The 24,479-nt window shown below is 59.3% G+C and carries 28 protein-coding genes; 16 read left to right on the forward strand and 12 right to left on the reverse strand.

Annotated elements, in window-relative coordinates:
- Nucleotides 1-10 precede the first annotated feature (10 nt).
- The 5 genes from PK28_RS18415 to PK28_RS18435 form a co-directional block, all read right to left on the reverse strand.
- Nucleotides 11-1,201 carry a Fic/DOC family protein gene (locus PK28_RS18415; protein ID WP_044518352.1) on the reverse strand — a complete coding sequence of 397 codons (1,191 nt, stop codon included), beginning with the start codon at nucleotides 1,199-1,201 and terminating at the stop codon, nucleotides 11-13.
- Between the two features lie 89 nt (nucleotides 1,202-1,290).
- Nucleotides 1,291-1,605, reverse strand: coding sequence for an antitoxin VbhA family protein (locus PK28_RS18420; RefSeq protein ID WP_044518354.1), 315 nt, complete (start codon nucleotides 1,603-1,605; stop codon nucleotides 1,291-1,293).
- Nucleotides 1,606-1,727: 122 nt separating this feature from the next.
- Nucleotides 1,728-1,940, reverse strand: a complete 213-nt coding sequence (locus PK28_RS18425) for an antitoxin VbhA family protein (RefSeq protein WP_044518357.1) — start codon at nucleotides 1,938-1,940, stop codon at nucleotides 1,728-1,730.
- Nucleotides 1,941-2,003: 63 nt separating this feature from the next.
- A complete protein-coding gene (locus PK28_RS18430; RefSeq protein WP_044518359.1) occupies nucleotides 2,004-2,285 on the reverse strand; it encodes a hypothetical protein in 282 nt (93 codons plus the stop codon).
- A gap of 106 nt (nucleotides 2,286-2,391) precedes the next feature.
- Nucleotides 2,392-4,026, reverse strand: coding sequence for a class I SAM-dependent methyltransferase (locus tag PK28_RS18435; RefSeq protein ID WP_044518362.1), 1,635 nt, complete (start codon nucleotides 4,024-4,026; stop codon nucleotides 2,392-2,394).
- Nucleotides 4,027-4,621: 595 nt separating this feature from the next.
- On the opposite strand from PK28_RS18435, the gene PK28_RS18440 reads away from it, so the two are divergent.
- From PK28_RS18440 to PK28_RS18480, 9 genes are all read left to right on the forward strand, one after another.
- Nucleotides 4,622-4,888: a hypothetical protein gene (locus tag PK28_RS18440; protein ID WP_044518366.1), complete on the forward strand. Its 267-nt coding sequence runs from the start codon at nucleotides 4,622-4,624 to the stop codon at nucleotides 4,886-4,888.
- Nucleotides 4,885-5,235 carry an ArsR/SmtB family transcription factor gene (locus PK28_RS18445; protein WP_044518368.1) on the forward strand — a complete coding sequence of 117 codons (351 nt, stop codon included), beginning with the start codon at nucleotides 4,885-4,887 and terminating at the stop codon, nucleotides 5,233-5,235. The genes PK28_RS18440 and PK28_RS18445 overlap by 4 nt, the downstream gene beginning before the upstream one ends.
- 41 nt (nucleotides 5,236-5,276) lie before the next feature.
- A complete protein-coding gene (locus PK28_RS18450) occupies nucleotides 5,277-5,741 on the forward strand; it encodes a DUF6428 family protein (RefSeq protein ID WP_044518371.1) in 465 nt (154 codons plus the stop codon).
- 72 nt (nucleotides 5,742-5,813) lie between these two features.
- Nucleotides 5,814-6,587, forward strand: coding sequence for a metallophosphoesterase family protein (locus PK28_RS18455; protein ID WP_044518373.1), 774 nt, complete (start codon nucleotides 5,814-5,816; stop codon nucleotides 6,585-6,587).
- A gap of 12 nt (nucleotides 6,588-6,599) precedes the next feature.
- Complete coding sequence (locus PK28_RS18460; RefSeq protein WP_044518375.1) at nucleotides 6,600-7,094, forward strand: GNAT family N-acetyltransferase; 495 nt, start codon at nucleotides 6,600-6,602, stop codon at nucleotides 7,092-7,094.
- A 13-nt stretch (nucleotides 7,095-7,107) separates the two neighbouring features.
- Complete coding sequence (arsB, locus tag PK28_RS18465) at nucleotides 7,108-8,214, forward strand: ACR3 family arsenite efflux transporter (protein WP_044518378.1); 1,107 nt, start codon at nucleotides 7,108-7,110, stop codon at nucleotides 8,212-8,214.
- Between the two features lie 35 nt (nucleotides 8,215-8,249).
- The gene (locus PK28_RS18470; RefSeq protein WP_044518381.1) at nucleotides 8,250-8,690 is read left to right on the forward strand and encodes an arsenate reductase ArsC; all 441 of its coding nucleotides are present in this window, start codon (nucleotides 8,250-8,252) and stop codon (nucleotides 8,688-8,690) included.
- Nucleotides 8,691-8,784: 94 nt separating this feature from the next.
- Nucleotides 8,785-8,967, forward strand: a complete 183-nt coding sequence (locus PK28_RS18475) for a hypothetical protein (protein WP_044518383.1) — start codon at nucleotides 8,785-8,787, stop codon at nucleotides 8,965-8,967.
- Between the two features lie 46 nt (nucleotides 8,968-9,013).
- Nucleotides 9,014-9,922, forward strand: a complete 909-nt coding sequence (locus PK28_RS18480; protein ID WP_197070539.1) for a DUF4238 domain-containing protein — start codon at nucleotides 9,014-9,016, stop codon at nucleotides 9,920-9,922.
- An 87-nt stretch (nucleotides 9,923-10,009) separates the two neighbouring features.
- Here PK28_RS18480 and PK28_RS19435 read toward each other — a convergent pair whose 3' ends face one another.
- From PK28_RS19435 to PK28_RS18500, 4 genes are all read right to left on the reverse strand, one after another.
- Nucleotides 10,010-11,206, reverse strand: coding sequence for a restriction endonuclease (locus PK28_RS19435; RefSeq protein ID WP_048826640.1), 1,197 nt, complete (start codon nucleotides 11,204-11,206; stop codon nucleotides 10,010-10,012).
- Between the two features lie 50 nt (nucleotides 11,207-11,256).
- The gene (locus PK28_RS18490) at nucleotides 11,257-12,504 is read right to left on the reverse strand and encodes a type II restriction enzyme NmeDI-related protein (RefSeq protein ID WP_044518389.1); all 1,248 of its coding nucleotides are present in this window, start codon (nucleotides 12,502-12,504) and stop codon (nucleotides 11,257-11,259) included.
- A gap of 98 nt (nucleotides 12,505-12,602) precedes the next feature.
- A complete protein-coding gene (locus tag PK28_RS18495; RefSeq protein ID WP_044518496.1) occupies nucleotides 12,603-13,571 on the reverse strand; it encodes a DUF4396 domain-containing protein in 969 nt (322 codons plus the stop codon).
- Between the two features lie 78 nt (nucleotides 13,572-13,649).
- Nucleotides 13,650-14,282, reverse strand: coding sequence for a DUF305 domain-containing protein (locus PK28_RS18500; RefSeq protein ID WP_044518392.1), 633 nt, complete (start codon nucleotides 14,280-14,282; stop codon nucleotides 13,650-13,652).
- Nucleotides 14,283-14,477: 195 nt separating this feature from the next.
- Between PK28_RS18500 and PK28_RS20225 the strand changes: the two genes are divergently transcribed.
- On the forward strand, nucleotides 14,478-15,803 hold the full coding sequence (locus PK28_RS20225; protein ID WP_156126587.1) for an FRG domain-containing protein: 1,326 nt from the start codon (nucleotides 14,478-14,480) through the stop codon (nucleotides 15,801-15,803).
- Here PK28_RS20225 and PK28_RS18510 read toward each other — a convergent pair.
- Genes PK28_RS18510 through PK28_RS18520 form a run of 3 tightly spaced genes read right to left on the reverse strand, consistent with a single transcriptional unit; the run spans nucleotide 15,800 to nucleotide 19,090 of the window.
- Complete coding sequence (locus tag PK28_RS18510) at nucleotides 15,800-16,423, reverse strand: helix-turn-helix domain-containing protein (RefSeq protein ID WP_044518498.1); 624 nt, start codon at nucleotides 16,421-16,423, stop codon at nucleotides 15,800-15,802. The two genes, PK28_RS20225 and PK28_RS18510, sit on opposite strands and share 4 nt — an antisense overlap.
- Before the next feature lie 11 nt (nucleotides 16,424-16,434).
- Nucleotides 16,435-16,812 (reverse strand): cupredoxin domain-containing protein, encoded by a 378-nt coding sequence (locus tag PK28_RS18515; RefSeq protein ID WP_044518397.1) that lies wholly within the window; start codon nucleotides 16,810-16,812, stop codon nucleotides 16,435-16,437.
- Nucleotides 16,813-16,822: 10 nt separating this feature from the next.
- The gene (locus PK28_RS18520; protein ID WP_044518401.1) at nucleotides 16,823-19,090 is read right to left on the reverse strand and encodes a heavy metal translocating P-type ATPase; all 2,268 of its coding nucleotides are present in this window, start codon (nucleotides 19,088-19,090) and stop codon (nucleotides 16,823-16,825) included.
- 276 nt (nucleotides 19,091-19,366) lie between these two features.
- Here PK28_RS18520 and PK28_RS18525 point away from each other — a divergent pair, with 276 nt between their 5' ends.
- The 6 genes from PK28_RS18525 (at nucleotide 19,367) to PK28_RS18545 (ending at nucleotide 24,450) form a co-directional block, all read left to right on the forward strand.
- A complete protein-coding gene (locus tag PK28_RS18525; protein WP_231576267.1) occupies nucleotides 19,367-20,977 on the forward strand; it encodes a hypothetical protein in 1,611 nt (536 codons plus the stop codon).
- Nucleotides 20,978-21,280: 303 nt separating this feature from the next.
- The gene (locus PK28_RS18530; RefSeq protein ID WP_156126589.1) at nucleotides 21,281-21,754 is read left to right on the forward strand and encodes a hypothetical protein; all 474 of its coding nucleotides are present in this window, start codon (nucleotides 21,281-21,283) and stop codon (nucleotides 21,752-21,754) included.
- A 129-nt stretch (nucleotides 21,755-21,883) separates the two neighbouring features.
- On the forward strand, nucleotides 21,884-22,015 hold the full coding sequence (locus PK28_RS21195; protein ID WP_262489747.1) for a hypothetical protein: 132 nt from the start codon (nucleotides 21,884-21,886) through the stop codon (nucleotides 22,013-22,015).
- Nucleotides 22,016-22,065: 50 nt separating this feature from the next.
- The gene (locus PK28_RS19440; protein ID WP_156126591.1) at nucleotides 22,066-23,013 is read left to right on the forward strand and encodes a DUF8832 domain-containing protein; all 948 of its coding nucleotides are present in this window, start codon (nucleotides 22,066-22,068) and stop codon (nucleotides 23,011-23,013) included.
- A 50-nt stretch (nucleotides 23,014-23,063) separates the two neighbouring features.
- A complete protein-coding gene (locus tag PK28_RS19445) occupies nucleotides 23,064-23,888 on the forward strand; it encodes a DUF305 domain-containing protein (protein ID WP_048826644.1) in 825 nt (274 codons plus the stop codon).
- A gap of 34 nt (nucleotides 23,889-23,922) precedes the next feature.
- The gene (locus tag PK28_RS18545; protein ID WP_044518408.1) at nucleotides 23,923-24,450 is read left to right on the forward strand and encodes a heavy metal-binding domain-containing protein; all 528 of its coding nucleotides are present in this window, start codon (nucleotides 23,923-23,925) and stop codon (nucleotides 24,448-24,450) included.
- Nucleotides 24,451-24,479: the final 29 nt, after the last annotated feature.

Consider the following 24,479-nt stretch of genomic DNA (forward strand, 5'->3'; position numbering starts at 1 on the left):
TCACACCAGACTATCGCAATTTCGGCCCCCGGCGCTTCGGCGCGGGGGCTTTTTGTTGGGTAGGCGTTGCCGTACCCGGTGGCACAACTGCCCCTTTGGGTTCCGTCGGCATCATTACTTGCTGCGGAGCCACGCGCTGCGGCTGATGCAGCTTCACGGCCTGCTCGGTGGCTTGGGTGAAGCGCTGCAGGATGGCTTTATCACTAAATTGGGGCTTGGCCGAGCGGGCAATAACGAGGTAGGCACTCTTCAGCTCATCCAGCGTGGCCTGCTCCGTTAGCGCCGCCGGCCGGGCCATAATGGCGGCCTGCACGTAGTTCATCACCGGCGAGGTCAGCACCGCCCCATTGGGCGCCTTCAGTGCAGCCCCGGTTTCTTCCGCGTGGCGAATCCCCACCCGCTGGCTGCTGGCCTTCAGCTCGCGCAGCGCCTCGATACGCGCTACTTCCAGCGTGGGTGCCTCCAAGGGCTGTGCCTGGCTGGGCAGGCGGGCCAGCAGGCCGGCGGCTCCGGGCAGCGGCGTGGTCGCCGCGTCGAGTAGGTAGCGCAGGCGGGTCTGGTTCTCGTGCTGATTGGCGGAAACGCCCACCACACCGGTGTCCCGCGCCAGGTTGAAATCCCGGTAGACTTTTTCAAAGCTGATGCGGTAGCCGGCCTGGTGGCCCAGCTGCATCAGCACCGCCTGCATAATGCGGCCGTTGCCTTCCCGAAATGGATGGACGTGGTTGAAGTGGTCGAGGTAGTAGGCGGCCCGCTCCACGAACTGCGGCTTGGGCAGGCCTTTCAGATTGTTTTCGGCCGTGAGCTGTTCCGCCAGCGCTTCCACGTCGGCACCGACGCGGCGGTGGTTGGCATAGGTCATCAGGTGGTCGGCCTGCACATTGGGGGCCGGCTTGTAGCCTTGAAAAGCTCGGTCCTGGCGGGTTTCGCCGGCCCACGGGTACACATCCTGAAACAGATACCGGTGCATGGCGCGCAGGTACTGCTCGTCAAACCGCAATGGGGTAGGTGGAATGGGATAAGCCGGACCCACGATGGCCTCATCGACCGGCCGGGGGGTAGCCAGCCCCACCTGCGCCCGGATGAGCATCAGGCGCTTGATGGACAGGTCAGCTTCGAGGCGGTCGAGCTGCACCTCGCTGGTGGCGCGCACATTATTGTAGAGCAACCCATCGGCGGGGTTGGCAAAGAGGTCGGCCATAAGGTGGTAAGTACCAGGGCAAGCCTAGCAAAAAGCCCGGCAACGCGCCAGGCTTTGCGGAGAATACAAAATGCAGCAGCGCCAGCTGATTAGGCCAGGCTCACGATGCGCTCTTCGAATTGCAGATAGGGTTCGTAGGGTTGGGCCGGCTCCACGAGCGGGCCTTCGCCCTGCACGTACTTGGCGTGCGGGTCCGGGCCGGGCGCGGGACCATACTCGGCATCGAGCACAGCGGCCAGCTGCTCCAGGTCAATCTGCCCAGCAATGTAGCGGTTCTGCAGCTCGACCAGTTGCGCCGAGGGTGGCTGGCTCTGGCTCAGCGACACGCCCACCGCAAACTTTACCACGTCACGGCGCTGCTGCTCGGTGCGCTCGTTTTCGGAGAAATACGGAGTCTTTTCCATCGATACAAGATACGTAGAATTGGCGATAAGGGCGGTCCTGAGCGGTTAATCGGTCCCGGTTGCTTAGCCTGAACAAGAGGGGAAAATGCGTGGCTTTCTCCCTCAACAACAACTCAGCCGACTTAATTGCTCTGACCTACCGGATAGTAGCCTTCCAACTGCGCGATTACTTCGGCCAAGCTCAACTCGCCTTTAATGTAGCGCTGGCTCAACTGCTCGGCAAAGGGGCTCAACTTGCGGCCCTGCGTCGCATTCAACGCGGCGACCCGGTCCGCCAGCGCCTGGCGCTGCTCCTGAGTTGCCTCTTTGGGACTGAATTTCGGGTTGATGACCATGCTATTTTGCCCGATTTAGTAGCTTTTCAAGCAGCCAAGATTACCAAGAGCTTGTGCCACCGCTCAGGAATTAATCTGCTGAGCAGTCTGTACATCGGCCAGGGCCGCGTCCAGTACCGTCTGTACGGGCACGGCCAGCAACTCGGCCACCCGGAGCGCCTCGGCCACGGTCAGGCTGGATGGGTCGGCTTCGCGCTGCTTGATAGTGCGGTAAGTCATTTGCAGGTGTTCCTGCAGCTCGCGCTCGGTGAAGGAGAAACGGCCGTGGCGCAGCAGGTGGCTGAACTGCTGGCCCGCCGGCCGGGCAGCACCGGGCGGAGCCGAGGGAGGGGAGGGGGTTTTCATGCAAGCAGTATAACGCTTCCCGGCATTACGGGAGAAGGAGCAGGGCGATACTCCACTTACCCGGTCACGTGCCAGCGGACGGTAGCCCGCCCGCTGGCATCGGTGCTCAGGCCGCAAGCTGCAGTTGCATTTGGGTACCGGGCGCGGCCAGCGGCTCTGCCTCGGGCACTAGGGGGTGGGTCTTCGCGGTGGCGGCTTTGTCCTGGCGGGCGCGATAGGCGGTCATCTCAGGGCCGGGCAGCCACTGCTTGCCGGCGCAGGCCCGAAGGTTGAACTCCTGCCAGAGAAATTCCTCGCGGAAAATCAGGTGCACCGTGCCCTTCTTAAAGGCCCGGATTTCAAAGAACCGGCTGTAGACCGTGTACACGCCGTTCGGGTTGGGGTTCTGATTGCCGTAGCGGTCAAGGGCGGTATCGATGCCCACGCAGGTATCGTAGTTCTCACCCGTCAGGTAGCACATCACCCGGTCGATGTCGGCGTAGTCGTCGCGGCGGCTCCAGTTCACCCGAAAGCCCTTGCCGGAGAAGCTTTCTTCCACCGCGTAGGGCAGAATCACCTTGCGGTTCACTTTCCATTGCGAGTTGGTTACCCAGCCCTCGACGTGCAGGCGGTTTTCCTTGTGGTACTTGGTAAAGGTGTCGAATACCGATTCCACGGCCTGTTCCATGATGGTTTCGCGGTTGTCGAGCACCAGCGCCACCAACTCAGCTACGGCCTCGTGAGTGAACTCCTGGTAGCCTTGGGCCTTGCTGAAGGCCGCGAAGTTGCGGCGCACGTCAGCCGTCATCAGCTTCTGAATGTTCACCTTATCGAGTACCAGCCCCCAGATTTGCTGGTTCATATCGTCGGCGAAGTTGTTGTAGCTCGTGCGCAGGCTGCCGCGCTCCAAGCTGGCCTCGGCCAGTTTAAGCACGTCCTGATAGTCGTTGCGCAACAGGCTTTTGGCGTAGAACTTCATCCCTTCGCGGGCCTGCAAATAGGCGGCGTACTGCGCTTTCAGGCCCTCATATTCGGCCGCCATGTTGCCGATAACGTCGCGGGTGGCCACGGCATTAGCGAAGAGGTTTTCGTTTAGCTCCGGCCCCCGGCGGCCCCGGCTGCTGAACTCAAACGTGAGGCGGTCGGCCTTGGCGGGCTTGTGCAGCCGGACCAAGCTAACCCCTACGTTGGTGGGGCGCTCGGCCTCGGCAAACACAGCCCCCAGCTCCTCACTGGTGCCGTGGTCCTCGATGAGGCGGGCCAGCAGCTGCCGGGTTTCGGTGTAGGGGTTGGCCAGCGTTTCGGTGTTGAGCAGGCATACTACGTCGCCGCCGGCAGCTACCACGTCCCAGGCCTTGAGCAAATGTCGGTCGCCGTTGGAAAATGGCGGGTTCATAATAATGAGGTCGAAAAAATGGTCGCCCCGGTAGTTCAGAAAGTCGTTGGCAATGACCTTGTAACCCTTGTCATGCAGCACGGCGCGCAGCTCGGGGTCGGCCTCACAGCAATACACGTTTTGCTTGCCGCTGCGGCTATGGTAATCCTCCCGGTCCAGCCAGGCCGTCAGCTCGTCCACGATGGCCCCGCTGCCGGCGCTGGGCTCCAGAATGGTAAGCTTGCGCAAAGCCGCGGCGGCCGGATTGTAGCGGCGGTACCGGTCGCCGCTCTCGGCTTCGTCGCCGGTAGGAGCGGGATTGAAAAACGGTTCGAGCATGCGCTGAATAACGGCGGCCGGGGTAGGAAAGAATTCAGGATTAAGCATGACGTCTGACGGGGCTAAAATGATAGTGAACAACCACTTGCTTATCCTATTAAACGCCATTTCAAATGTTTTTGTTGCTAAAAAGACAACAATATTTCACTAAAATCAACTGTCCGCTTTGGCCGCTTAAACCCTTCTTCCCCTTTGTTCCATATTGATTTTGCCAGCGGCACGCTGGCTCAAACACTGCGCTGGCGGTACCGGCCCTTGCCGGTTCGGCCAGCAGCCATTAAACAAGGAGGAAGGCCCGGCCCAGGCAGCGGCGCTTACTCGGGGGCGGGGCTAGGCCTTCCGTCGCGACCAGCGGGAGCAGAGGAGAGCCGGCCCCGCCCCCGAGTAAGCGCCGCTGCCTGGGCCGGGCCGGTGGGAGGATTTTTTTGCGAGAAGGATAGGAAGGGCGCGACCAACGGGAGCGGTGAATAGCACGGCAGCGCAGCGAACTCCTGCATAGCCTGGCCCAATGGGCTCGCGCCGCCAGCAATACCTTAAAACAGCTCGTTTTCCGCCCAGGAAGAAATATTTTAGCTATGTCGTAAACTTACGTCATTCTATGTCGTATATTTGCGACATACTTCCGACTTTGCTCCTGACTGCTATGTCTTCCAACGCGGATACCTTGATTCATCCCCTGCTGCGCGTGGTGCTCGAACGGGTACTGCGCACCGAATGCCTCGTCCTAGAAGGCCTGCGGCTCCAGACCCAGAGCTACAACGGCCAACCCGGCGGCGGCGGCGAGCAGCGGTTGAAAGCTGCCGAACAGCGCGCCTACCAGCGGGCCGAAATCCTGCTCACCCAACTGCTGGCCGCGACGGCAGCCACGCCAGCATCCATTCCCAACGCACTCCCCGATTCCTCCTCATGACCTACGCTAAAACCGCCGCCTTCACCGAAGAGCAGCAGCACCTAGCCCGCGTGGCCAAGGCCCTGGCCCACCCGGCGCGAGTGGCCATCATCCAGTTCCTGGCCAGCAAAAAGACCTGCATCTCCGGCGACATCGCCGCCGAGCTGCCGCTCTCGCGCACCACGGTGTTCCAGCACCTGCAAGAGCTAAAGGCGCTGGATTTGATACGCGGCGAAATCGACGGGCTCACCGTCTGCTACTGCCTCAATACCGAGCTGCTGCAACAGGTACATCAGCAGTTCACCGCCTTTTTCATCGAGGCCACGAGCGGCGCCGCTTGCGGCCCCGATGATGCCTGCGCCTGCTAACCATCCTCCCTCTAACTCTCCCCTTTTTACGAAGCAACGCCATGAAAATCTCTGAAATCAAAAAGGCCCTGACCGAAGTGGACGCCATCAACTTCCGCCTGCCCACGGGCGAGTACCTGCCTTCCCATTTCCACGTCACGGAAGTGGGCTTGGTGAGCAAGCATTTCATCGACTGCGGCGGCGTGGAGCGCCAGGAAACCGTGGCCAACTTTCAGCTCTGGGAGGCCGGTGACTACGACCACCGCCTAGCTCCCCAGAAATTCCTGCACATCCTGAAGCTCTCGGAGAAAATCTTGGGACAGGAAGACTTGGACATTGAAGTAGAGTATCAGCAGGCCACCATCGGCAAGTTCGGCCTGACCTTCGACGGCACCGATTTCGTGCTCATGCCCAAGCAAACCGCCTGCCTGGCCCAGGATGCCTGCGGCATTCCGGCGGCCCAGCAGTTCGCGCTGCCCCAGCTGCAAACGGCCGGCGGCTGCACGCCGGGCGGCGGGTGCTGCTAAAATGACCACGCGGCGCGGCCCTCCCGGGTCGCGCCGCGTGACTTATCCCCCAATCCATTCCGCCCGATTTCGATGACAATTGCCTTTTTCTCCGACGTGCACGGCAATCTGCCGGCCTTGGAAGCGGTGCTGGCCGATATGGAGCAGCGCCGGCCCGACATGATTTTCTGCCTGGGCGATTTGGTGGGCTACGCGCCCTGGCCCAACGAAGTGGTTAACGAGGTGCGCCGCCGCGGCATCCCCACATTGGCCGGTAACTACGACCAGGGCATCGGGCTGGCCAGCAGCAACTGCGGCTGCGCTTACAAAACCGACACCGAAAAGGACCTGGGCGCGCAAAGCATTGCCTATACCAACCATATCATGGGCGACGAGGAGCGGCGCTACCTGCGCCTGCTGCCCAAACACATGCGGCTGGAGTTTCAGGAGGAGCCCTGCACCCTGAACCTGCTGATGGTGCACGGCTCGCCGCGCAAAATTAATGAGTACCTGTTTGAAGACCGGCCCGAGGCCAGCTTTCTGCGGGTGTTGGCCGAGGCCAACGCCGATATTATGCTATTCGGGCATACTCACAAGCCCTACCACCGCACCTTCGCCTACGAAGTGGAAGGCGAAACCCGCTACCGCCACGCCCTCAACATCGGCTCGGTGGGCAAGCCCAAGGACGGTGACCCACGCGCGGCTTACCAGTTGCTGCACCTCGACGAAAACACGAAGCTCACGGACCCTGGCAGCGTGCGCTCGGAACTTATTCGGGTCGAATACGACGTGGAGAAAGCCGCCCAGGCCGTGGAGGCCTCCCCGCTGCCGAACGAATACGCCGACATGCTGCGCAAAGCCTATTAAGCTACCAACCCGATGACCATTCAACCACTCGCGGAAACCCACTGGCCCGCCGTGCGTGCCATCTACGAGCAAGGCATTGCCACGGGCAACGCCACGTTTGAAACGCAGGCCCCCGAATGGGAGGCCTGGGACCGGGCGCACCTGGCCCACAGCCGCCTGGTCGCCGTCGATGACTCCGGCATGGTGCTGGGCTGGGCTGCGCTCTCGCCGGTGTCGAGCCGCTGCGTGTACGGCGGGGTGGCCGAACTCAGCATCTACATCGCCACTGACGCCCGGGGGCAGGGCGTGGGCCGGCAGCTGCTGCAGGCCTTGATTGCGGACTCGGAGGCCCACGGCATCTGGACGCTGCAAGCCGGCACCTTCGAGGAAAACCGCGCCAGCATTGGCCTGCATACGCAGGCGGGTTTTCGCGTCATCGGCCACCGCGAACGGATTGGCCAGCACCACGGCGTGTGGCGCAATACGGTGCAGATGGAGCGGCGCAGCTCCTCCGTCGGGGTCGCTTAATTCACTATTTTCTATGACAACCCTGAATCAACCCCTGCCCGCCGCCCCGGCCCCCGCCGCGCTGGCTGAAAAGAAACTTTCGGGCCTCGACCGGGGCCTCACGCTCTGGATATTCCTGGCCATGGCGCTGGGCGTCGGCCTGGGCTACTTTGTGCCCGGCATCAACGGGGCCATCAACTACTTCTCAGTGGGCACGGTGAACGTGCCGCTGGCCATCGGCCTGATTCTGATGATGTACCCGCCGCTGGCTAAGGTCAAGTACGAGCAGCTGCCCACGGTCTTCAAAAACACGCGCATCATCGGCCTCTCCCTGTTCCTAAACTGGATTCTGGGCCCCCTGCTCATGTTTTTCCTAGCCATCTGGCTGCTGCCCGACAAGCCCGAATACATGATGGGCCTGATTCTCATCGGCATCGCCCGCTGCATTGCCATGGTGTTCGTGTGGAACGACCTGGCCGATGGCAGCCGCGAATACGCCGCCGGGCTGGTGGCGCTCAACTCCATCTTTCAGGTGCTGTTCTACTCGGTGCTGGCCTGGCTGTTCATCACCGTGCTACCGCCTTATTTCGGCCTGAAGGGCTACGCGGTGAACATCGGCATCTGGGACATTGCCCGGAGCGTGCTCGTGTACCTGGGCATTCCGTTCGCGGCGGGGTTTCTCTCGCGCACCATCCTGCGCCGGCTGAAAGGCGACGCATGGTACGAGAACGTCTACATCCCGGCCATCAGCCCCATTACGCTGGTGGCGCTGCTGCTCACCATCGTGGTCATGTTCAGCCTCAAGGGCGAAACCATCGTGCAGGTGCCGCTCGATGTGCTGCGCATCGCCCTGCCGCTGGCCCTGTACTTCGGCATCATGTTCGTGCTCAGCTTCGCGGCCGGCAAGTACCTAGGGGCCGACTACGCCGAGAATGCCAGCATTGCTTTCACGGCCACTGGCAACAACTTCGAGCTGGCCATCGCCGTGGCCATCGGGGTATTCGGGCTGAACTCGGGCCAAGCCTTCGCCGGCGTTATCGGCCCGCTGATTGAGGTGCCGGCGCTGATTGCGCTGGTTAACCTGGCCTTCTGGTTCCGCCGCCGCTGGTACGGCGGCAAAACGGTGGCTTCGGCCGCGTAACTCTTCCCCTCTTCCTCCTGCTTTTTTCCCTGCTCATGTCTGATAAGAAAAACGTGCTGGTGCTCTGCACCGGCAACTCCTGCCGCAGCCAGCTGCTGCACGGCTACCTCGCCCAAGAGCTAGGCGAGCGGGCTGCTGTCTACAGCGCCGGCGTCGAAGTGCACGGCCTCAACCCCCGCGCCGTGCGCGTGATGGCCGAGGACGGGGTGGACATCTCGCATCACACCAGCAACCACGTCGATGAGTACGCGGCCGTGCCGTTCGACTACGTCATCACCGTGTGCGACCATGCCAACGAGGTGTGTCCGGTGTTTCCGTCTACCGCCAAGAAGCTGCACCACAACTTTCCCGACCCGGCTAAGGCCACGGGCAGCGAGGAAGAAATCATGAACCAGTTCCAGAGCGTGCGCGACCAGGTGAAAGCCTATGCCCACGACTTCGTGCAGGCGCAATTCAAGACAACTCAAAGCATCTGAATAATAGGTGTTTATGCTAGTGAATCCTTACGCGGAATTCTTCGTTCAAACTCACCGTTGAGGTAAAGAGAGTTTTTCCCTCTCGCCCTGCTATATGGCAACGAACAAACCGGCCGGCGACGGCCACCGCAACGGCGCAGTGCGCGACCGTTCGCAAGTTTTCAACCCCGTCACGGAGCAATACGTGAAGCGGAACACCACCAACGGCCAGTTCATGGACGTGAAGCAAGATGGTACGCCCTTCAAAGGCGTGCGAAAAGAGAAGGGAGGCAAATAGCACTACTTCTACTCTGTCTTTTGTCAGTAAAAAGGCGGCTCCGAAATTGGAGTCGCTTTTTTATTTTAATTGTTGCCCACCACTGATGCAGGTATCACGCCGACACCACTACATTCCCCAATTCCTCATTAAGAATTTCGCGGATGCGGATGGAATGCTCTACTTGCTTGATAAGCAGACGGGTAGAATAGCCAAGCAGCGGCAAAGCCCAAAGGCTATATTGTTTGAGATGGACCGGAATACGGTTCTCTTCCACGGCCAGCCCAAAGACCATCTGGAGGCCTTGTATGCAGCTTTGGATGACAAGGCCGCCGCCGATTTGCAAAATGTCCTTCTCTCCCGAAAAGCTTCTCTCGAAGAAGTGGTGAGCATTGTTGCGCTGGCCAGCTCCCTTAAATGGCGCATACCGGCGAGCGACCCGCAGTTTGGCCGACTGAAAGAGGAGTTGAGCCTGGCCGACTTAAAAGCTGAAATCCGGCCCATCGACCAAGCTAACCCAGTCGACCTGAATGCGCTGAACCAGTTGGTGGATTCGGATGCTATCAAAGAGGCCAAGCGAATATTGTTGCCTCTGCTGCCGTTGTTTGACGAGAACAAGCTTACCGACATTCACGCCAGCTGGTTTATTCACTCGCAGCCCGATGAACGGTTTCCCTCCGTGATTGGAGACTGCCCCGTGCTGGAAAGGCCCAATGCTGACTATAGCAAATTAGAAGACTTCATCTTTCCGCTAAGCGCTACCGACACGTTTATTTACAAGCACGGGGCCCAGAAGCGGATTAAAAGCCCAATTTTCACTATCCAGAAGGACCTGGCTACCCTTCACTATTCCACGCGTTACGTTGCCTGCATGAGCAAAACGCACTTGGAAACCATCATGCAGATGTACAGTGTGATGCAAGCTCAAAACCAAGTAGAAAAGCTCACTGAGCTCTTATTTGACTTTATCGCCTAATTCCTTTAGCGACATTCGAAACCCTGAGCAATTATCAGCCAAGTTTACTCCCCACGTTTCGCGCAATCTTCAACAGGGTGCGGTTAACTACCCACGCCACCGCCAAGCTCTTCTAAAGCCCTTAGCCTCGGCATCCGCTACCGTCAAGGCATAAAACTCGCCTGCTTTATCCAGCTTGGTTCGGTCATACATCTGGTCAAATGGCAGGTGATAAATCCGTTCACCCGTTGCCGGACTGATGTGGCATTTTATCATCGGAAAAGCGCCCAGCCTGACCTGCTCCCGCACCTGGATGCCCAAAGCTTGGGCAAACTTGCGGGCCGTATCCGACAAATCAGTGGAGGTGCAAAACACCCCCAGAATGTTACTGGCGGAAAGTAACTGCGGAAAAAGGTGAAGCTGCTGCTCAGCTAACTTTTTCTGCGCTGAGTCCAGGTAGAATTTGACGGTGGTACCAAACAGCTGGTTGATATGCTTCTCGTGGATGAGCTTGTGCTTGCTCCAGTACTTGCACTGCACGATTAGGGTGTTGCCGTCTTTACGACAGATTAAGTCTCTTCCCAAGTCTTCCTTGCCATTCTCAATCCCAAAATAGGTTACGGTATAGCCTTCGCACTCATACAAATACCCCACAAAGCGCTCGTAGTCACGGCCCAACTGGTAAGGGCTTTTCCGGCCCTGCATATATCGCTCCAAGGCCCGCTGGTTCCGCTCGGTCGTGGAGAGACTGCTATATTCTCCAGCCGTCAGAAAAACACTCACTGGGTCGGCCTCCTGCGGTGCTTGCTCGCCATACGTATCCTTTATTTCCAGGAGCGCCTCCTCCATTTCTCCTTCGCGAAACTCCGTCAGAAATGGAAACAGGCCTTCGTACTGGTTGATAACGTATTGCAGGTGTTTCAACTGAGCAGCCAGAATACGTTTCTCTTTCCCTACCTCGCGCACTGCCTGGGCAGAGGACTTGGCCGGCCGGGGCTTAAAGGCCAAATAGTCAGCAACCTGATTGTTGTTAAGCAAGACCAGGTCCGCAATTGCACCAGCCAGCCAAGGAAAGCTTTTGCTTTTCTCGGTTAACACTTTTTCCAATCGAGCCACATCAGCGGCCCGCTTGTCGAGTATTTTCTCCCGGACGTTTAACTCGGAATTCCTGGTTTGGTAATCCTTGTAAAGACTACTCTTTTCCTGCGCCAGCTGCTTATCAAGCCGGTTTTTTCGAATTACTAATAGCCCCAATCCGACCAGAAATCCGAGCAACACCAACCATAGATACAGATACTCGGCCATAAAAAGTCAAGCCAACTCTTAATATTCTACTAAAGTACAGACACGGTCCCTCACACCGAGCGCGCAATTTTCAGCATGGCCGCCGGCGAATCACCAAACTTGCATAGCGCCTCGCAGTGCTGGCGCAGCTCCGAAAACAGAATGTAGCGGATGGTCGCGCCGGCGGCCCGGATGGCCGGCCGCGAGAGCTGGGCCTGCACTTCCTTCTCGCGGGCATCGGGCACCACAAGATAGAGCGCCGTCTCGTGCTCGGGCATGGAGAACGCCAAGTCCGTCAGGCGCAGGATGCCGCTGTAGATGCTGGTGCTTTTCTCCACCTCAAAGGCCGCTACCACGCGGTTGGTGCCGGGAGCGAACCACACGATGTCGATGAGGCGGATGGTGCTGGCCACCTCGGCCGGCACGGGCAGTTCGGGGTGCTGGTCGAGGCAGAGAAAGGAGAGCTTCTGGCCGCCGCAAAGACGGTTGCGGTCGTTGATGGCCGTGGTCACGTCGCAGCCCAGGGCCTTGCCCACACGCAGCAGGTGGTGCTGCATCTCGGTGTGCTGGTTTTCCTCCTGCGCCTCGGATTGCACCTCCTTGTGGCGCTTTTGGGCCTGCTGCTGGTACTTGTCGCGGTCCTCGTCGGTGGCAAACTGCTGGTCGCCGGCAATCATCTTCTTCACGCCCACGTCGAAAAGCAGCCCGCTCAGCGCGCCGTAGTCGAGGCTCAGGTGCTGGCGGTGCTCCTGATTAAGGTCGCGCAGCCGGTCGCGCATCCGCAGGTACTCGGACCAGGAGCCCAGCTTGATTTTCTCCCCAAATAGGGCGTTGAAGCCGTTGACGATGGCCGTGTTGCAGGGCGGCATCAGCGTGGGGTGCAGGAAGTAGAGGATACTGGCCACGGCCGGCCCCAGCCCCTTGATTTTGCGGCAGTCCAGAATGTCGATTTCGCGCAGCAGCTGCTGCTCGGTGGTAGCCGCCAGGCAGCTTTCCAAGAATTGGCCGAACGCCCGCTTGTTGTCCTCGTGCTCGTAGATGTCGGGGATGCGCAGCTTGGGCTTCCAGTAGAAGGGGTGCGCCGCGCCCTGGAACACCTGCTTTTGCTCGCTGATAACGCTGAGCACAAATTCAAGCGAAGTGCCCTTGAAATCGTTGCCGAAGCTGCCCGCCTTGATGTCCTTGACCACCTGCTGCACCCCGCGCCGAATGGAGCGGAAGGCCTTCAGGCGCTCCTCGTTATTGATGAACCAGGTGTTGTAAACGGACTCGGAATCAGCTTTGTATTGCTGAATAAGGGGCGGTAGCGCGGCAGACATATAATGGGGCGGGATAATTGGAATCACGAAGATGCGCAGAACCCCGGGGTCCGCAAGCCGCCGCACCCAAAATCCGTCGTCCGGGTTGCCGTTGCGGGCTAATGCGTCATCCCAGGCATGGCCATTTCCGGCTTGCTCATCGGCTGGCCGGGCCGCATAGCGAGGTCCCCGTACCGGGCCGCTACGTAGTAGCCCGCTGCCAGCATGAGCAGGGTAAGCACCGTTACCAGGGCTTTGCGCCCGGCCGATACCTGGCCGTCGCCCTCCATGCGCATTCCTGGCATGGGGTGGCCGGCGGGCGAACTGGGCGCTATTGGGGGCATGGCGTGCGTCATGCCGGCCATGACCATCCCGGCGTGCTGATGTTCTGCGTCAACCGGGGCCCCGCCCTTGCCCAGAGCCCGCTCGGTGCCCATGCCGTGCTTGAGCTGGTGTTTGACCAGCCACCAGTTGACGGGATAGGCCACCACGACGCCCACGAGCGTGGCGGCCGACATCGAGGCCCAGAACCAGGGCGAGGTGGCTTCCATCGCCCGCATGTCGCGGGTCATGAGTAGTACCATCGTGGGCAGCATGCCGGCCATCATGGCGTTCATCGACATCCACTCCGGCAGAAACGAGCTGCGCACGGCCTGCCCGTAGCTCATGCTCATCATGTCCTTCATAAACAGGGCCTGAAAGATGAAAAGCCCGAAAAAGAAGCCGGCGGCGTACTCAATCCAGATATCGGTGCCCATGTTCAAACCAAAGTAGCCAGTGATGGCGGCGGCCACGATGATACCGGTGGCGTCGCCGGCGGCGCAGTGAATCGTCGAGCCCACGGCCTGCTTCCAGAGCGGGGCCACGAACGTCTCATGGGTGCCGGGCGAGGGCTCGCGGCACGAAAACCAGTACACCAGCAGCCCTACCGGCCCAGTGTAGAGGGTGACCAGCACCCAGCCCCACTTCATAACTTTCATTTCCGGGGTGCTGGTAAACAAGTCCCAGGCGACGTAGGCCACGGATAACAGTGTGAGGCCGAACCAGACCCACAGCAGCCATTCCGGAGCCCAGGGAGTATTGTGCATTTCCATTGGGTGAGGGGATAACTTAAAAAGCAGCAGGCCATGTAGCCTGCTGCTTTTTAGTTGAAGGGGAGGATGAGATTAGTAGCCTTTGTTGGTCAGCAGCCACTCCTGCATCTCCTTTATTTCCATCATTTGCTCGTCAATTATCTGCCGCGCCAAGGCTTTAGTTTCGGAATGACGGCCAAGGTCCAAATCCGCCTGCGACGTCTCGATGGCGCTCTGGTGGTGGTCCTGCATGAGTTGGGCAAAATCGCGGTCGGTATTGCCGGTGATAACGCGCAGGTCGTTGGCGCGCATCATCTTATCCATGGCCATCATCTGGCGCGTGTTAAACGCTGGCACGAGTGGCGTCTCCACCCGGTGCCCCGCCAGAAACGCGTTAAACTGTGTAATCTCGGCCTGTTGCGCGGCAATGATGCGGGTGGCAAGGTCCCGCATCTGGGTGTCCTTGCCATTTTTTAATTCCTCCTGGGCCATTGTAATGGCCCCCTGGTGGTGCATCACCATCATCATGGCGTAGTCCTGGTCGGGGTCCTGGGTTTTCATCATGGCATCCATCTTCTTCATCATGTCGTGCATGAGGGTCATCATGGTGTTCTGGTCGTGCGCCTGCACTTTCAGGCTATCCGAGTCGTCTTTGCTGCACGAGGAAACGAGGGTAATGGAAGCCAGCAAAATGGCCAGCAGGGGAAGGCGAAATAGCTTTTTCATAATATCAGGTCGTGGTGAAGTTTTCCTGATTTCTAAAACGGCCTGCTGTACCACTGGATTTACAAGATGCCTGCGCAGACTTGCATAATTTCTATCCTAAGCAGCCTATTCCATGGCATTTGGAGGCACTACTTTGGTTCGGCAACCTGCTTTCCATGACTTGGCTACCTTCGTGCAGCCGCCTTACATCAACTTATGGAACCTACTGACGAACAAAGCTTACTTGACGAAAAGATAAAGATTCTGTGGGAGTGGGGGCAGGGTGGCGGTTGGGCTACCCTCCGCGACGCTCAGCTAGTAAGGGAAATAACACAGGTGCGGGAAATGCCTGATGGCAGCGGCCATGTCAATCCTCAAACGCTGACTTCCCGGGTGCGCGCCCTAGCAAATGCACTCTACGGTAGTCAGCAACTACCGCCGTTGCTGCATCCCGAGCACCTATCTATGTACGGGTCTTTCGTTCAGAAGAACAATTACTTTGACCAACAGCGCATTGATACGCCGGCCGAGCTGGAAGCTCTCATTTCGGAGTTCACCCCCAAAACCGACCACCTGTTTCGGGGGATAAACGAAGCTAAGTTTATGCTGTATAGCTCGATGCAGCGGAACTGGATTCTGAATAAGCGCGAAACGAAGCCCACCGACCACCAACTGTTTTTAGAGCGGCTGATGGATAACGCCCGACTGTACTGCGGTGGCCTCCTGGCAAAGTACATTGAAACCAATGGGGGAGATGCTGGCAACGACGTGAGCGTGCTGAGCATTTTGCAGCATTACAGCTGCCCCACTCCCTTACTGGACTGGACCTATAGCTTTCCAGTGGCACTTTACTTTGCGGCGATGGGCGCCACCGATGCCCAGCCTACGCCCGCCCGGGAAATAGACAACTACGTGAGTGTATATTATATCGAGGAGCAAGGTTTTGCTCAGGCTGGCCTGCGGGAAATGGTGGCCATGAGTATTGAGGGCAACCTGCCCTTGATTAAGGAAGTGTTTCAGGCCAATGTGGAAGCGTTGAAAGAGCGTCGGGGCATTATGGCGAGCTTTTCGCCCACGTTTTCGGACGAGAACATGAACAACTTTGCCAACGACGATGCTGCCGCACTACGATGGGCCCGGGCCTCTTTTCCGGGGGGCGGGCTCACCAATTACTTCTGCCAGGTAAAACACCTCAAACGGATTCCCAATTCTTATTTCTCAGACCAGGGCGACGATTTTGTTCGTATCGGCTTGGAAAACAACCCCAACGTCATCAATCAAAAAGGTGTCTTTGCCTGGAACAGCTCATCTACCGAGCCCATGGAGTATGTGGTGCACGAACAGGTTATCCAAGACAACCCCGATGCCAACCACTTCTACTCGCACTGCTTTAACATTCACAAATCCCTACTCCCTCATTTGCGAGAACGTTTACCACAGCTGGGAATGACGGATGCCTTCGTTTTCCCGGAACAAGACCAACAGCACCTGCGCGAGGTAGTTTGGGCGATATTCGATAAGACAGCAGCCGAGTTTGCTTAAATCAGCGAGTCCAGACTGCGGCGGGCGTGGCTCGCGGGCCCCAGCCGCTGGAACTCGGTCGGGGTGAGGCCGGTCACCTGCCGGAACTGCCGCGAGAGGTGCGCCGGGCTACTGTAACCCAGCTGCTGGGCCACTTCGGCAATGGGCAGCTCGCCGTAGCCAATCAACTCCTTGGCGCGCTCCACCTTCTGGCGGATGATGAATTTCTCAATCGTGAGGCCTTCGGAAGCGGAGAACAAATGGGAAAGGTAGTGGTAGTCCTTGCTCAGGTGCTCCACCAGATAATCCGAGTAATTGAGCAGGCGCGGGCCGGGCGGCGGGTAGTGAATCAGGGCCACCAGCAGGGTTTTGATGCGGTCCACGAGCTGGTCACGCGGGTCTTCCAGCAACTCAAACCCAGCTTCCTGCAGGCTGGCCCGGATGGCTGCCCAGTCGGGAGCCGCGCCGTCGGGCGTGGACACGTCGGCCTCGCCCAGCGCCACGCGGTGCACGTGCAGGCCCAGCGCCGTCAGCTCCTCGCGTACCACCCGGATGCACTGCGGGCACACCATGTTCTTAATCAGCAGCCGGTGCGAACCGGGCGGGGGCAGGACGTGGGCAATGCTGACGTCGGCTTTCATGGGATGCGGCATTATTTCACCACTAAGCTACCCCGCAGCATGCCCATGCCGCAGGTGAAGGTGAACGTCCCGGCTTCTTTGGGCAGCAGCTCCACCAGCGTGGTTTTGAAAGCGGGCAGGTCGCGGCGAATGCTGAAATCCGGCATCAGCAGCTCCTCGGAGCAGCTGTTTTCCTCGTCGCGGTAGAAGCTCAACTGCACGGGCTTGCCGCGCTCCACCTCAATCACGTCGGGCGAGTAGCCGCCCTTGACGGTGATGGCCACCTCCTGCACGCCACTGGACGAAGACACGGCGTTGGCCGTCTGGCGGGCCGAGAAAAAGAAGTACCACAGCACGAAGCCAGCGAGGGCCAGGCCGATGACGGTTACCATAATGGCGGGCGTATCCATAGGAGCGGAATTAATGATTGTTGAAGCTGCGCAGGCGCAGCGAGTTGGTCAGCACCGACACCGAACTGAGGGCCATGGCCCCGGCCGCGAGCATGGGCGAGAGCAGAATGCCGAAGAAGGGGTACAGCAGCCCGGCCGCCACGGGAATGCCCAGCGTGTTGTAAACGAAGGCAAAAAACAGGTTCTGCTTGATGGTGCGGATGGTCTGGCGGCTCAGCTCGATGGCCGTCACCACGCCTCCCAAATCGGAGCGCATCAGCGTGATGCCGGCGGCTTCCATGGCCACGTCGGTGCCCGAACCGATGGCCAGGCCGATGTCGGCCTGGGCCAGCGCCGGCGCGTCGTTGATGCCGTCGCCGACCATGGCTACGGTGCGGCCCTCGGCCTGCAATTCCTTCACCTTGCCGGCTTTATCAGCGGGCAGCACCTCGGCGAAGTAGCGCGTGATGCCCACCTGCCCGGCCACCTGGGCGGCCGTTTCGGCATTGTCGCCCGTCATCATCACCACCTCAATGCCCAGCGCCTGGAGCTTTTTGATGGCCGCGGCCGAGGTGGCGCGCACCGTATCAGCCACGCCAATTAAGCCCACGGCCTGGCCGGCCACGGCAATGTAGAGCACCGTTTTGGCCTGACCTAAAAGCTGCTCGGCCTGAGTTATCAGGGTAGGGGATAGGCTTACGCCCTCGTCAGCCAGCAGGCGGCGGTTGCCAATGAGCACGACCTGGCCGTTCACAGTGGCGGCTGCTCCTTTGCCCTCCACGGCCCGGAAGCCAGTGGCAGGCAGGTTCGCCCCACCCTGCGCCTCGGCATGGCGCACCACGGCTTCGGCCAGTGGGTGCTCGCTCTGCCGCTCCACGGCGGCCACTACTTGCAGCAGCTGGCCAGCTTCCTGCCCGGGCAGCGTCCAGAAATCCGTCACGCTGGGCTCGCCCTTGGTGATGGTGCCCGTTTTATCCAAGAGCACAGTGTTTACCTGATAGGCCTTTTCCAGTGCCTCGGCGTTGCGAATCAGGACGCCATGCTCCGCGCCCTTGCCCGTGCTCACCATGATGGCCGTGGGCGTGGCCAGGCCCAGCGCGCAGGGGCAGGCAATGATGAGCACCGCCACGAAGTTAACCAGCGCCAGCGGCAGGCGGGTGCCGGCCGGGGCCAAATCAAACCACAGCACGAACGTGAGAATGGCAATGACCACCACCGTGGGCACGAAGATGGCACTGACCTTGTCGGCCAGCCGCTGAATGGGGGCGCGGCTGCCCTGGGCATCCTCCACCAGCTTCACTATCTGCGAGAGCATGGTATCGGCTCCCACTTTGGTTACCCGAAAGCGGAAGGAGCCGGTTTTGTTGAGCGTGGCCCCGAACACGGGGTCGCCCACCTGCTTCTGCACCGGCAGGCTCTCGCCCGTGAGCATGGCTTCGTCGAGCGCCGAGCTGCCCTCGGTGATGAGGCCGTCGGTGGCCACCTTCTCCCCGGGGCGCACGACTACTAAGTCACCCAGCTGCACCTGCTCGATGGGTACGTCCACCTCCGCGCCATCGGGCCGCACCACGCGGGCGGTTTTAGCTTGCAGGCCAATGAGGCTGCGCATGGCGGCCGAGGTCTGAGTCTTGGCCCGCAGCTCCAGCACTTTACCCAGCAGAATCAGGGCAATGATGGTGGCCGTCGTGTCGTAGTACACCTCGGGCATCAGGCCCCGGCTGGTGAAAAAGCCGGGCACCACCGTAGCGGCCAGGCTGTAGAGGAAGGCCGCGCCGGTGCCCACGGCAATGAGCGTATCCATGTTGGCGGCCCGGTGCTTGAAGCCGTTCCAGGCCGACACGTAAAACTCGCGCCCGCAGTAGAGCAGCACGGGCAGCGTGAGCAGCAGCAGGGCGTAGTTGAGCCACTGCATATTGATGCGCTGCATTATCGCTGGCCAGAGCATGAGCATGCTCAGGGGCATGATGATGAGAGCCAGGCCCACAGCCACCCCGAAGCGGCGCTTGAGCTTCTGGTAAGCCACGGCTTTCTGGCGGTCGATTTCGGCGCTGCGCTCGGCGGCGCTGGTATCGGGGGCCCGCTCCACCACGCCATAGCCGGCGTTTATAACGGCTTCCTTCAGCGTGGCCGGGGAAGCCTGGGTAGGTACGTAGTCCACGGTGGCCTTCTCGGTGGCAAAGTTGACCATCGCCCGCTGCACGCCCGGCGTGCGGCTGAGCGACTTCTCCACGAAGGACGCGCACGAGGCGCAGGTCATGCCTTCGATGTCAAGGGTTTCGGTTTTGGTGACGGGTTCCATAAAGAGCAGCGTAATAAGCGTTTTCTGAGCAGGTTAGCGCATTAGCGCAGGCCCATAATCACGCTACAAAGGAACGGCTGTCAGCGGGCGAAGTTGGTACTAAATACCGCCGCAGAATTGCATAATTTGACGGGTGCACCCACACCTTATTTGTCATTTAGGGGGCATTACTGGCTTACCTTGTTACGTTTCTTCCTTGCTCATCTAAATCACAGTAACATGCTGAAAAGCTTAGCCCTACCCTCCCAAGGAGTAAAGAATATACGGTATGTTACTTTGAACCCCCGGTTTAGTGATGACTATTGGCTGCAAATCAGCAAACTGGTTCGGTTCGAATACGGGGTAGGCAAGCTCACTGACCCAGCGGTTGTCCGTCAGGCACTGGATGATATCTATGCTCTGCTCGTTGAAAATTTCGAACGGGTTGCAACCGCGTCTTCAAGTGTTGGCTTCCTCATGTTTGTGCATCGAATGCATGAATCATCTGTCCTAATCTCCAATCTGTTTCACAGTGGGAGTACAGAGATTGAAGCCCAACTATCGGCTCAGGACTTAAAAGAGCTTCCCAATACCCGTCGGGTGCTTAAGCTGATAATGGAAGCAGTGTTGAAGGAGCAGTTTGCGGAAGACATTAACGAACAGGTCGTGGGTGAAGCCCTTGTGAACCCGCAAAATGTAGCGCGATTAGAGGAACTACTGTACTTAGGTGGCCATGCGTTGGAGATAAAAGAGTACATCAACATCTGCTCGCTGTATGAGAAATCAGTGGCTTTGCAGTCAAGCTGGAAAAACCGCTTGGTTATCTTGCTGAAAAGCCCTTACAATCACGTTTTTGACACCGTGCAGCGGGATATAGCCAGCTACCGCAACAATGCATATGAAGGGATTAACGAGGAGCTTGACGATTCGCTTCAGGCCAATTTTGGTAGTAACCTCACCCACTTTCTTCAGGGCCTCCCCGGTCTGGGCACGTTTATCGTTCCTCGTGAGCAGTGGATTGAGGAACAAGTAGCAGCTGATAAGCAAGATGATGCCCGCCCTTTCTATGCCGGACTGACTTTAACCGCTGCTAACAAGATGGCACTGGCTGACTCCTTTCAGAAGATGCAAAGCAATACTCGCCTCATCTACCGGCCCATCATTGAATTTCAAGATAAAACCGGTAATCCTTACTGGATAGTAGGCTCTGGCAAAGCTTATGAGAGCATGCACGCGCTTCAAACAAACGCCTTGTTGTGGGGGCACTTGCCTAATGAATGGAAGACCAACGCAGCGATGCGCGAATTCGCCAAAGGCCTCGAATCGCGCCGGGAGAACCTCATGATTGACCAAATTGCGGGTATCCTGGTCGAACGCGGTGTGCCGCACGACACTAATTTGAAGCGCCTGCTTAATCTCAAAGGACAAGCGTTCAATATCGCTACCACCGGATTGGGAGAAATCGACATCATTTTTCTTAATGAAGCCGATAAGGTGATTTACGTCGGTGAGTGCAAAAACAACCGTCCCCGATTTGATGTGTTCTACTGGAAGGGCGAGCAGCGGCAATTTGCGGAAGGCTACGAAACCAAACTAGCGCGAAAGCACGCCTGGGTGAGCGAGCATAAGCAGCAAGTACAAGACCATTTCAATCACAAATTCAACACTGAATTTGACTTTTCGGATTGGACGGTCCAGGCCGTGTTCTTCTTGATGACCGCATCCATCTACAAGTACGACGGCGCTTTCCTGGTATTGACAGTGAAGGATATTAGCGAATTTCTGGACAACGGATTTCAATACCGTTATCCATTCCTTGAATTTCGGCGCAAGGACCGGACTACTTATGAAGTACATTATCCGTACTTCAAAAACCTGCATCGCATGGCGGAGGAAGGCATTATTTAATCCGCGGGTGGGCCGACAAACTACAGAAAGAATATGTCTGTACACCTGCCAGACTCACCTTCTCGCCATTTGTATCCTTATAAAATCACGCGCCACACTTGCATAATTTTGCTCAGTTTTACGGTTCGCTGCTCACGGCATATACCCACTGATGGCCTTGAACTGCTCATCTAGGCCTTTTTACCGTTTCACTCCAAATGCTTCCATACTGCTGACGGAACCCTTTCGCGGCCTTGCGGGTAGATAAGCAGTCCTACTCCTTACCGGAGATAAGTCTAATTTTGCGGTTGCTTAGCGCCCGTTATGTTCCGTAGCCTGTTCCCTTTCCGCCGTTTGCTGGCGACGAGCTTCCTGCTCGTCTTCGTCAACGTGTTCGTGGGGCAGTGCTGGTGCGCGACCGTAAACCCGGCGTCGGCAGCTCCTCAGCTGGCGGCCATGGGCCACCACGAAACGGAGAAGCCCGCGCATCCGGGCTGCCACGGCCACGGCGCAGTAGCCGAGCATCACGGCAAGCACGACGGCCACCCGAGCAAGTCGACCCGCAACCATGACTGCTGCAAGGACAAATCGGCTTCGCTACTTTCGTCGCTGACTTCGCCGGCGCAGAAGCAACTGCTGGTGCCCGTTCCGGCGCTGCTGCCCGAAGCCATGGATTTTCACTTCCGGCCCTCCGCCGGCAAGTGGGACCGTACTTGCGCGGTCACGCTGGTGCCCAGAGAGCACCTACCGCCCAAAATACCTGACATCCGCATTTTCATCCAGTCGCTGACTGTCTGATTCTTCCGACGCGCTAAGGCTCGCGCCGGCATAGCTACGCTATGTCCGGGGCGGGCCTTTTCGTTTGCTCGCCCGCGTGGCTAGGCCACGCCCCCCTTCCCCCATTTTCCTGGTTTTCCCTCCCCCGCAATGAAGAGTTGCTGCCAGGAGGCCAGCGCGCCGCCCCCCCGTGGGCCGGGCCGTCGCTGGCTGTCCTACCTGCTCTACGCCGCGCTGGCTGCCGCGCTGGGCTTCGTGCTCTGGCAGCAGTGGCAGGCGTAGGCCCCAACGGCCCTTTCAAGGGCCGCATTTCCCATCCATTCCCCGTTCTCATGAACCGTTTCCTTGTTCCGCTGCTGGCCGCTGCCAGCGTTTTCACTGTTGCCAGCTGCTCCTCAGATTCGTCCAGCAGCAGCGCCACCAACACCGTTACCACGCCCACCGGCACCGCCCCCGACAGTACGGCCGCGCACGCCGGGGGCCATACCTACGCCTGCCCTATGCACCCGGAGGTGACCAGCACCAAGCCCGGCGAGAAGTGCCCCAAGTGCGGCATGGAGCTGGTCCACAACGACCAGGTGAGCAACGGCAAGAGCTACCAGATGCAGTTCGAGCCCAAGCCCATGCAGCTGGTGGCCGGCCAGCCCGCCACGCTCACCTACACCCCGCAGGAAATCGGCAACGAGAAAGCGCCGGTGCCGCTGGCGGTGGTGCATGAGAAGAAAATCCACCTCATCATCGTCCGCAAGGACCTGTCGGTGTTCGACCACGAGCACCCCGAGTTCACGGCCGATGGCAACTACAAAGTCCCGTTCACCTTCCCCAAAGGCGGTGATTACGTGCTGTTTCAGGACTACACGCCCGATGGCAGCGGCCATCAGCTCGGCCGCCAGGTAGTGAGCGTGCAGGGCCCCAAGTACACGCCCGTCAAGTTCAGCAAGGACCAGATGCAGTGGAGCAAGGATGGCTACCAGGCCACCCTCGCCTTTGACAAGGAGCTGAAAGTTGGGCAGCTGCTGGGCATGAAAATCACGCTCAGCAAGAATGGTCAGCCGGTGACGGACCTCGACAAGTACCTCGGGGCGCTGGGCCACGTGGTGGTCATCAGCGAGGACACCGAGCGCTACCTGCACGTGCACCCCAACGAACAGGCCGACAAGGGCCCGGTCATCGGCTTCAACACCAACTTCGAAAAGCCCGGCCTGTACCGTGTGTTCCTGCAATTCAACCACGGCGGGCAGATTCACACCAGTGACTTCACCATCAACGTGAAGGCCTAGCCCGCACCTCAGCACCTCATTTTTTCACTTTCAATTCCCAACCCAAACCCATGAAAAAGTCCGCGTTTTTACTCGCCGCCCTCTGTTCGGGTACCTTGCTGCTGGGCAGCTGCAACTCCGATAAGTCGGCCGACGCCACGGCCACTGCAACGACTTCGGCCACGGCCGATACCACCGCCGCGGCCGGCGACATGGCCGGCATGGACCACTCGAAAATGGCGGACGGTGCCGCCGGCACTTCGCCCCTGGTGGCGTCGATGAACGAGATGATGGCCAAGATGGACGCCATGAAGCCCAAGGGCAACACCGACCACGACTTTGCCCACATGATGCTGGAGCACCACAAGGGGGCTATTGCCATGGCCGACATCGAGCTGCGCGACGGCAAGGATGCCACCATGCGCCAGCTGGCCGAGAAAATCAAGGCCGACCAGCAGAAGGAAATCGGTGAGTTGGAGCCCATTGCCGAGCGCCTCGACTCGGCCCCGACCAACTACAAGCCGCAGGACCCGGCCGACCCCTTCACGGCCCAGATGAAGACGTCGATGGACCATATGATGAAAAATATGCCCGCGACGGTGGCCGACCCGGACATGAACTTCAACATGCTCATGACCGTGCACCACCAGAGTGCAATGGACATGGCCGAAGCCGAGCTGGCTCACGGCAAGGACACCAAGCTCAAGGAGATGGCGCAAATGATGATTGACGCCCAGAAAAAGGAGATTGAGCAATTCAAAGCCTGGCACGCCAAAAACGCCGGCAAAATGCAGTCGGCCGGCGCGGCCTACGTGTGCCCGATGAATGACGGCGGCCAGAGCAATGCCCCCGGCAAGTGCCCGAAATGCGGCATGGACCTGGAGAAAAAAGCGTAGCCCATCCCTTTCGACCCTGCTTTTTAACCGCCCCATGAAAATGATTCGCCCCTTCCTCGCCGCCGTGGCCCTGCTGGCCGCCGCGCCCCTCGCCCACGCCCAGCACGCTGAAATGGCGGCGGGCGAAACCCACGCCCACGTGGCCCCCCACGGCGGCGTGGTGCGCTCGGCCAGCCCCTACCACCTGGAGCTGGTGGCCCAACCTACCGAACTGGCTTTCTACCTGCTGGGAGCCAAGATGAGCGCCGTGCCCAACAAGGGCATGAGCGGCTCGGTGCTGGTGCAGCTGAGCACCAACGCCACCGTGACCGTGCCGCTGGCCCTGGCCGGCGATGACCACCTCACGGCCAGGCTACCCGCCGGGGCCAAGGTGCGCACCGCCATCGTGACGCTGAACACGGCCGACGGCAAAGCCCTGACCGTGCGCTTCGACAAGCTGGACGAGGCCCACGCCCACAAAGCCGTGGGCGCGGCCTTCACTTGCCCCATGCACCCGGAAGTGGCCGCCGCCGAGCCGGGCAAATGCCCGAAGTGCGGCATGGCGCTGGTCAAAAAATCCTAGCTGCCGGCGGTCCGTTTCCGGGCCACCCT

It is taken from the genome of Hymenobacter sp. DG25B (assembly GCF_000801315.1).
Lineage (GTDB): Bacteria > Bacteroidota > Bacteroidia > Cytophagales > Hymenobacteraceae > Hymenobacter.

What these genes read in the sequence shown, in the direction of transcription:
- PK28_RS18415 (WP_044518352.1), bottom strand. Translation starts at nt 1,201, where the DNA reads ATGGCCGACCTCTTTGCCAACCCCGCCGATGGGTTGCTCTACAATAAT.
- PK28_RS18420 (WP_044518354.1), bottom strand. Translation starts at nt 1,605, where the DNA reads ATGGAAAAGACTCCGTATTTCTCCGAAAACGAGCGCACCGAGCAGCAG.
- PK28_RS18425 (WP_044518357.1), bottom strand. Translation starts at nt 1,940, where the DNA reads ATGGTCATCAACCCGAAATTCAGTCCCAAAGAGGCAACTCAGGAGCAG.
- PK28_RS18430 (WP_044518359.1), bottom strand. Translation starts at nt 2,285, where the DNA reads ATGAAAACCCCCTCCCCTCCCTCGGCTCCGCCCGGTGCTGCCCGGCCG.
- PK28_RS18435 (WP_044518362.1), bottom strand. Translation starts at nt 4,026, where the DNA reads ATGCTTAATCCTGAATTCTTTCCTACCCCGGCCGCCGTTATTCAGCGC.
- PK28_RS18440 (WP_044518366.1), top strand. Translation starts at nt 4,622, where the DNA reads ATGTCTTCCAACGCGGATACCTTGATTCATCCCCTGCTGCGCGTGGTG.
- PK28_RS18445 (WP_044518368.1), top strand. Translation starts at nt 4,885, where the DNA reads ATGACCTACGCTAAAACCGCCGCCTTCACCGAAGAGCAGCAGCACCTA.
- PK28_RS18450 (WP_044518371.1), top strand. Translation starts at nt 5,277, where the DNA reads ATGAAAATCTCTGAAATCAAAAAGGCCCTGACCGAAGTGGACGCCATC.
- PK28_RS18455 (WP_044518373.1), top strand. Translation starts at nt 5,814, where the DNA reads ATGACAATTGCCTTTTTCTCCGACGTGCACGGCAATCTGCCGGCCTTG.
- PK28_RS18460 (WP_044518375.1), top strand. Translation starts at nt 6,600, where the DNA reads ATGACCATTCAACCACTCGCGGAAACCCACTGGCCCGCCGTGCGTGCC.
- arsB (WP_044518378.1), top strand. Translation starts at nt 7,108, where the DNA reads ATGACAACCCTGAATCAACCCCTGCCCGCCGCCCCGGCCCCCGCCGCG.
- PK28_RS18470 (WP_044518381.1), top strand. Translation starts at nt 8,250, where the DNA reads ATGTCTGATAAGAAAAACGTGCTGGTGCTCTGCACCGGCAACTCCTGC.
- PK28_RS18475 (WP_044518383.1), top strand. Translation starts at nt 8,785, where the DNA reads ATGGCAACGAACAAACCGGCCGGCGACGGCCACCGCAACGGCGCAGTG.
- PK28_RS19435 (WP_048826640.1), bottom strand. Translation starts at nt 11,206, where the DNA reads ATGGCCGAGTATCTGTATCTATGGTTGGTGTTGCTCGGATTTCTGGTC.
- PK28_RS18490 (WP_044518389.1), bottom strand. Translation starts at nt 12,504, where the DNA reads ATGTCTGCCGCGCTACCGCCCCTTATTCAGCAATACAAAGCTGATTCC.
- PK28_RS18495 (WP_044518496.1), bottom strand. Translation starts at nt 13,571, where the DNA reads ATGCACAATACTCCCTGGGCTCCGGAATGGCTGCTGTGGGTCTGGTTC.
- PK28_RS18500 (WP_044518392.1), bottom strand. Translation starts at nt 14,282, where the DNA reads ATGAAAAAGCTATTTCGCCTTCCCCTGCTGGCCATTTTGCTGGCTTCC.
- PK28_RS20225 (WP_156126587.1), top strand. Translation starts at nt 14,478, where the DNA reads ATGGAACCTACTGACGAACAAAGCTTACTTGACGAAAAGATAAAGATT.
- PK28_RS18510 (WP_044518498.1), bottom strand. Translation starts at nt 16,423, where the DNA reads ATGAAAGCCGACGTCAGCATTGCCCACGTCCTGCCCCCGCCCGGTTCG.
- PK28_RS18515 (WP_044518397.1), bottom strand. Translation starts at nt 16,812, where the DNA reads ATGGATACGCCCGCCATTATGGTAACCGTCATCGGCCTGGCCCTCGCT.
- PK28_RS18520 (WP_044518401.1), bottom strand. Translation starts at nt 19,090, where the DNA reads ATGGAACCCGTCACCAAAACCGAAACCCTTGACATCGAAGGCATGACC.
- PK28_RS18530 (WP_156126589.1), top strand. Translation starts at nt 21,281, where the DNA reads ATGTTCCGTAGCCTGTTCCCTTTCCGCCGTTTGCTGGCGACGAGCTTC.
- PK28_RS21195 (WP_262489747.1), top strand. Translation starts at nt 21,884, where the DNA reads ATGAAGAGTTGCTGCCAGGAGGCCAGCGCGCCGCCCCCCCGTGGGCCG.
- PK28_RS19440 (WP_156126591.1), top strand. Translation starts at nt 22,066, where the DNA reads ATGAACCGTTTCCTTGTTCCGCTGCTGGCCGCTGCCAGCGTTTTCACT.
- PK28_RS19445 (WP_048826644.1), top strand. Translation starts at nt 23,064, where the DNA reads ATGAAAAAGTCCGCGTTTTTACTCGCCGCCCTCTGTTCGGGTACCTTG.
- PK28_RS18545 (WP_044518408.1), top strand. Translation starts at nt 23,923, where the DNA reads ATGAAAATGATTCGCCCCTTCCTCGCCGCCGTGGCCCTGCTGGCCGCC.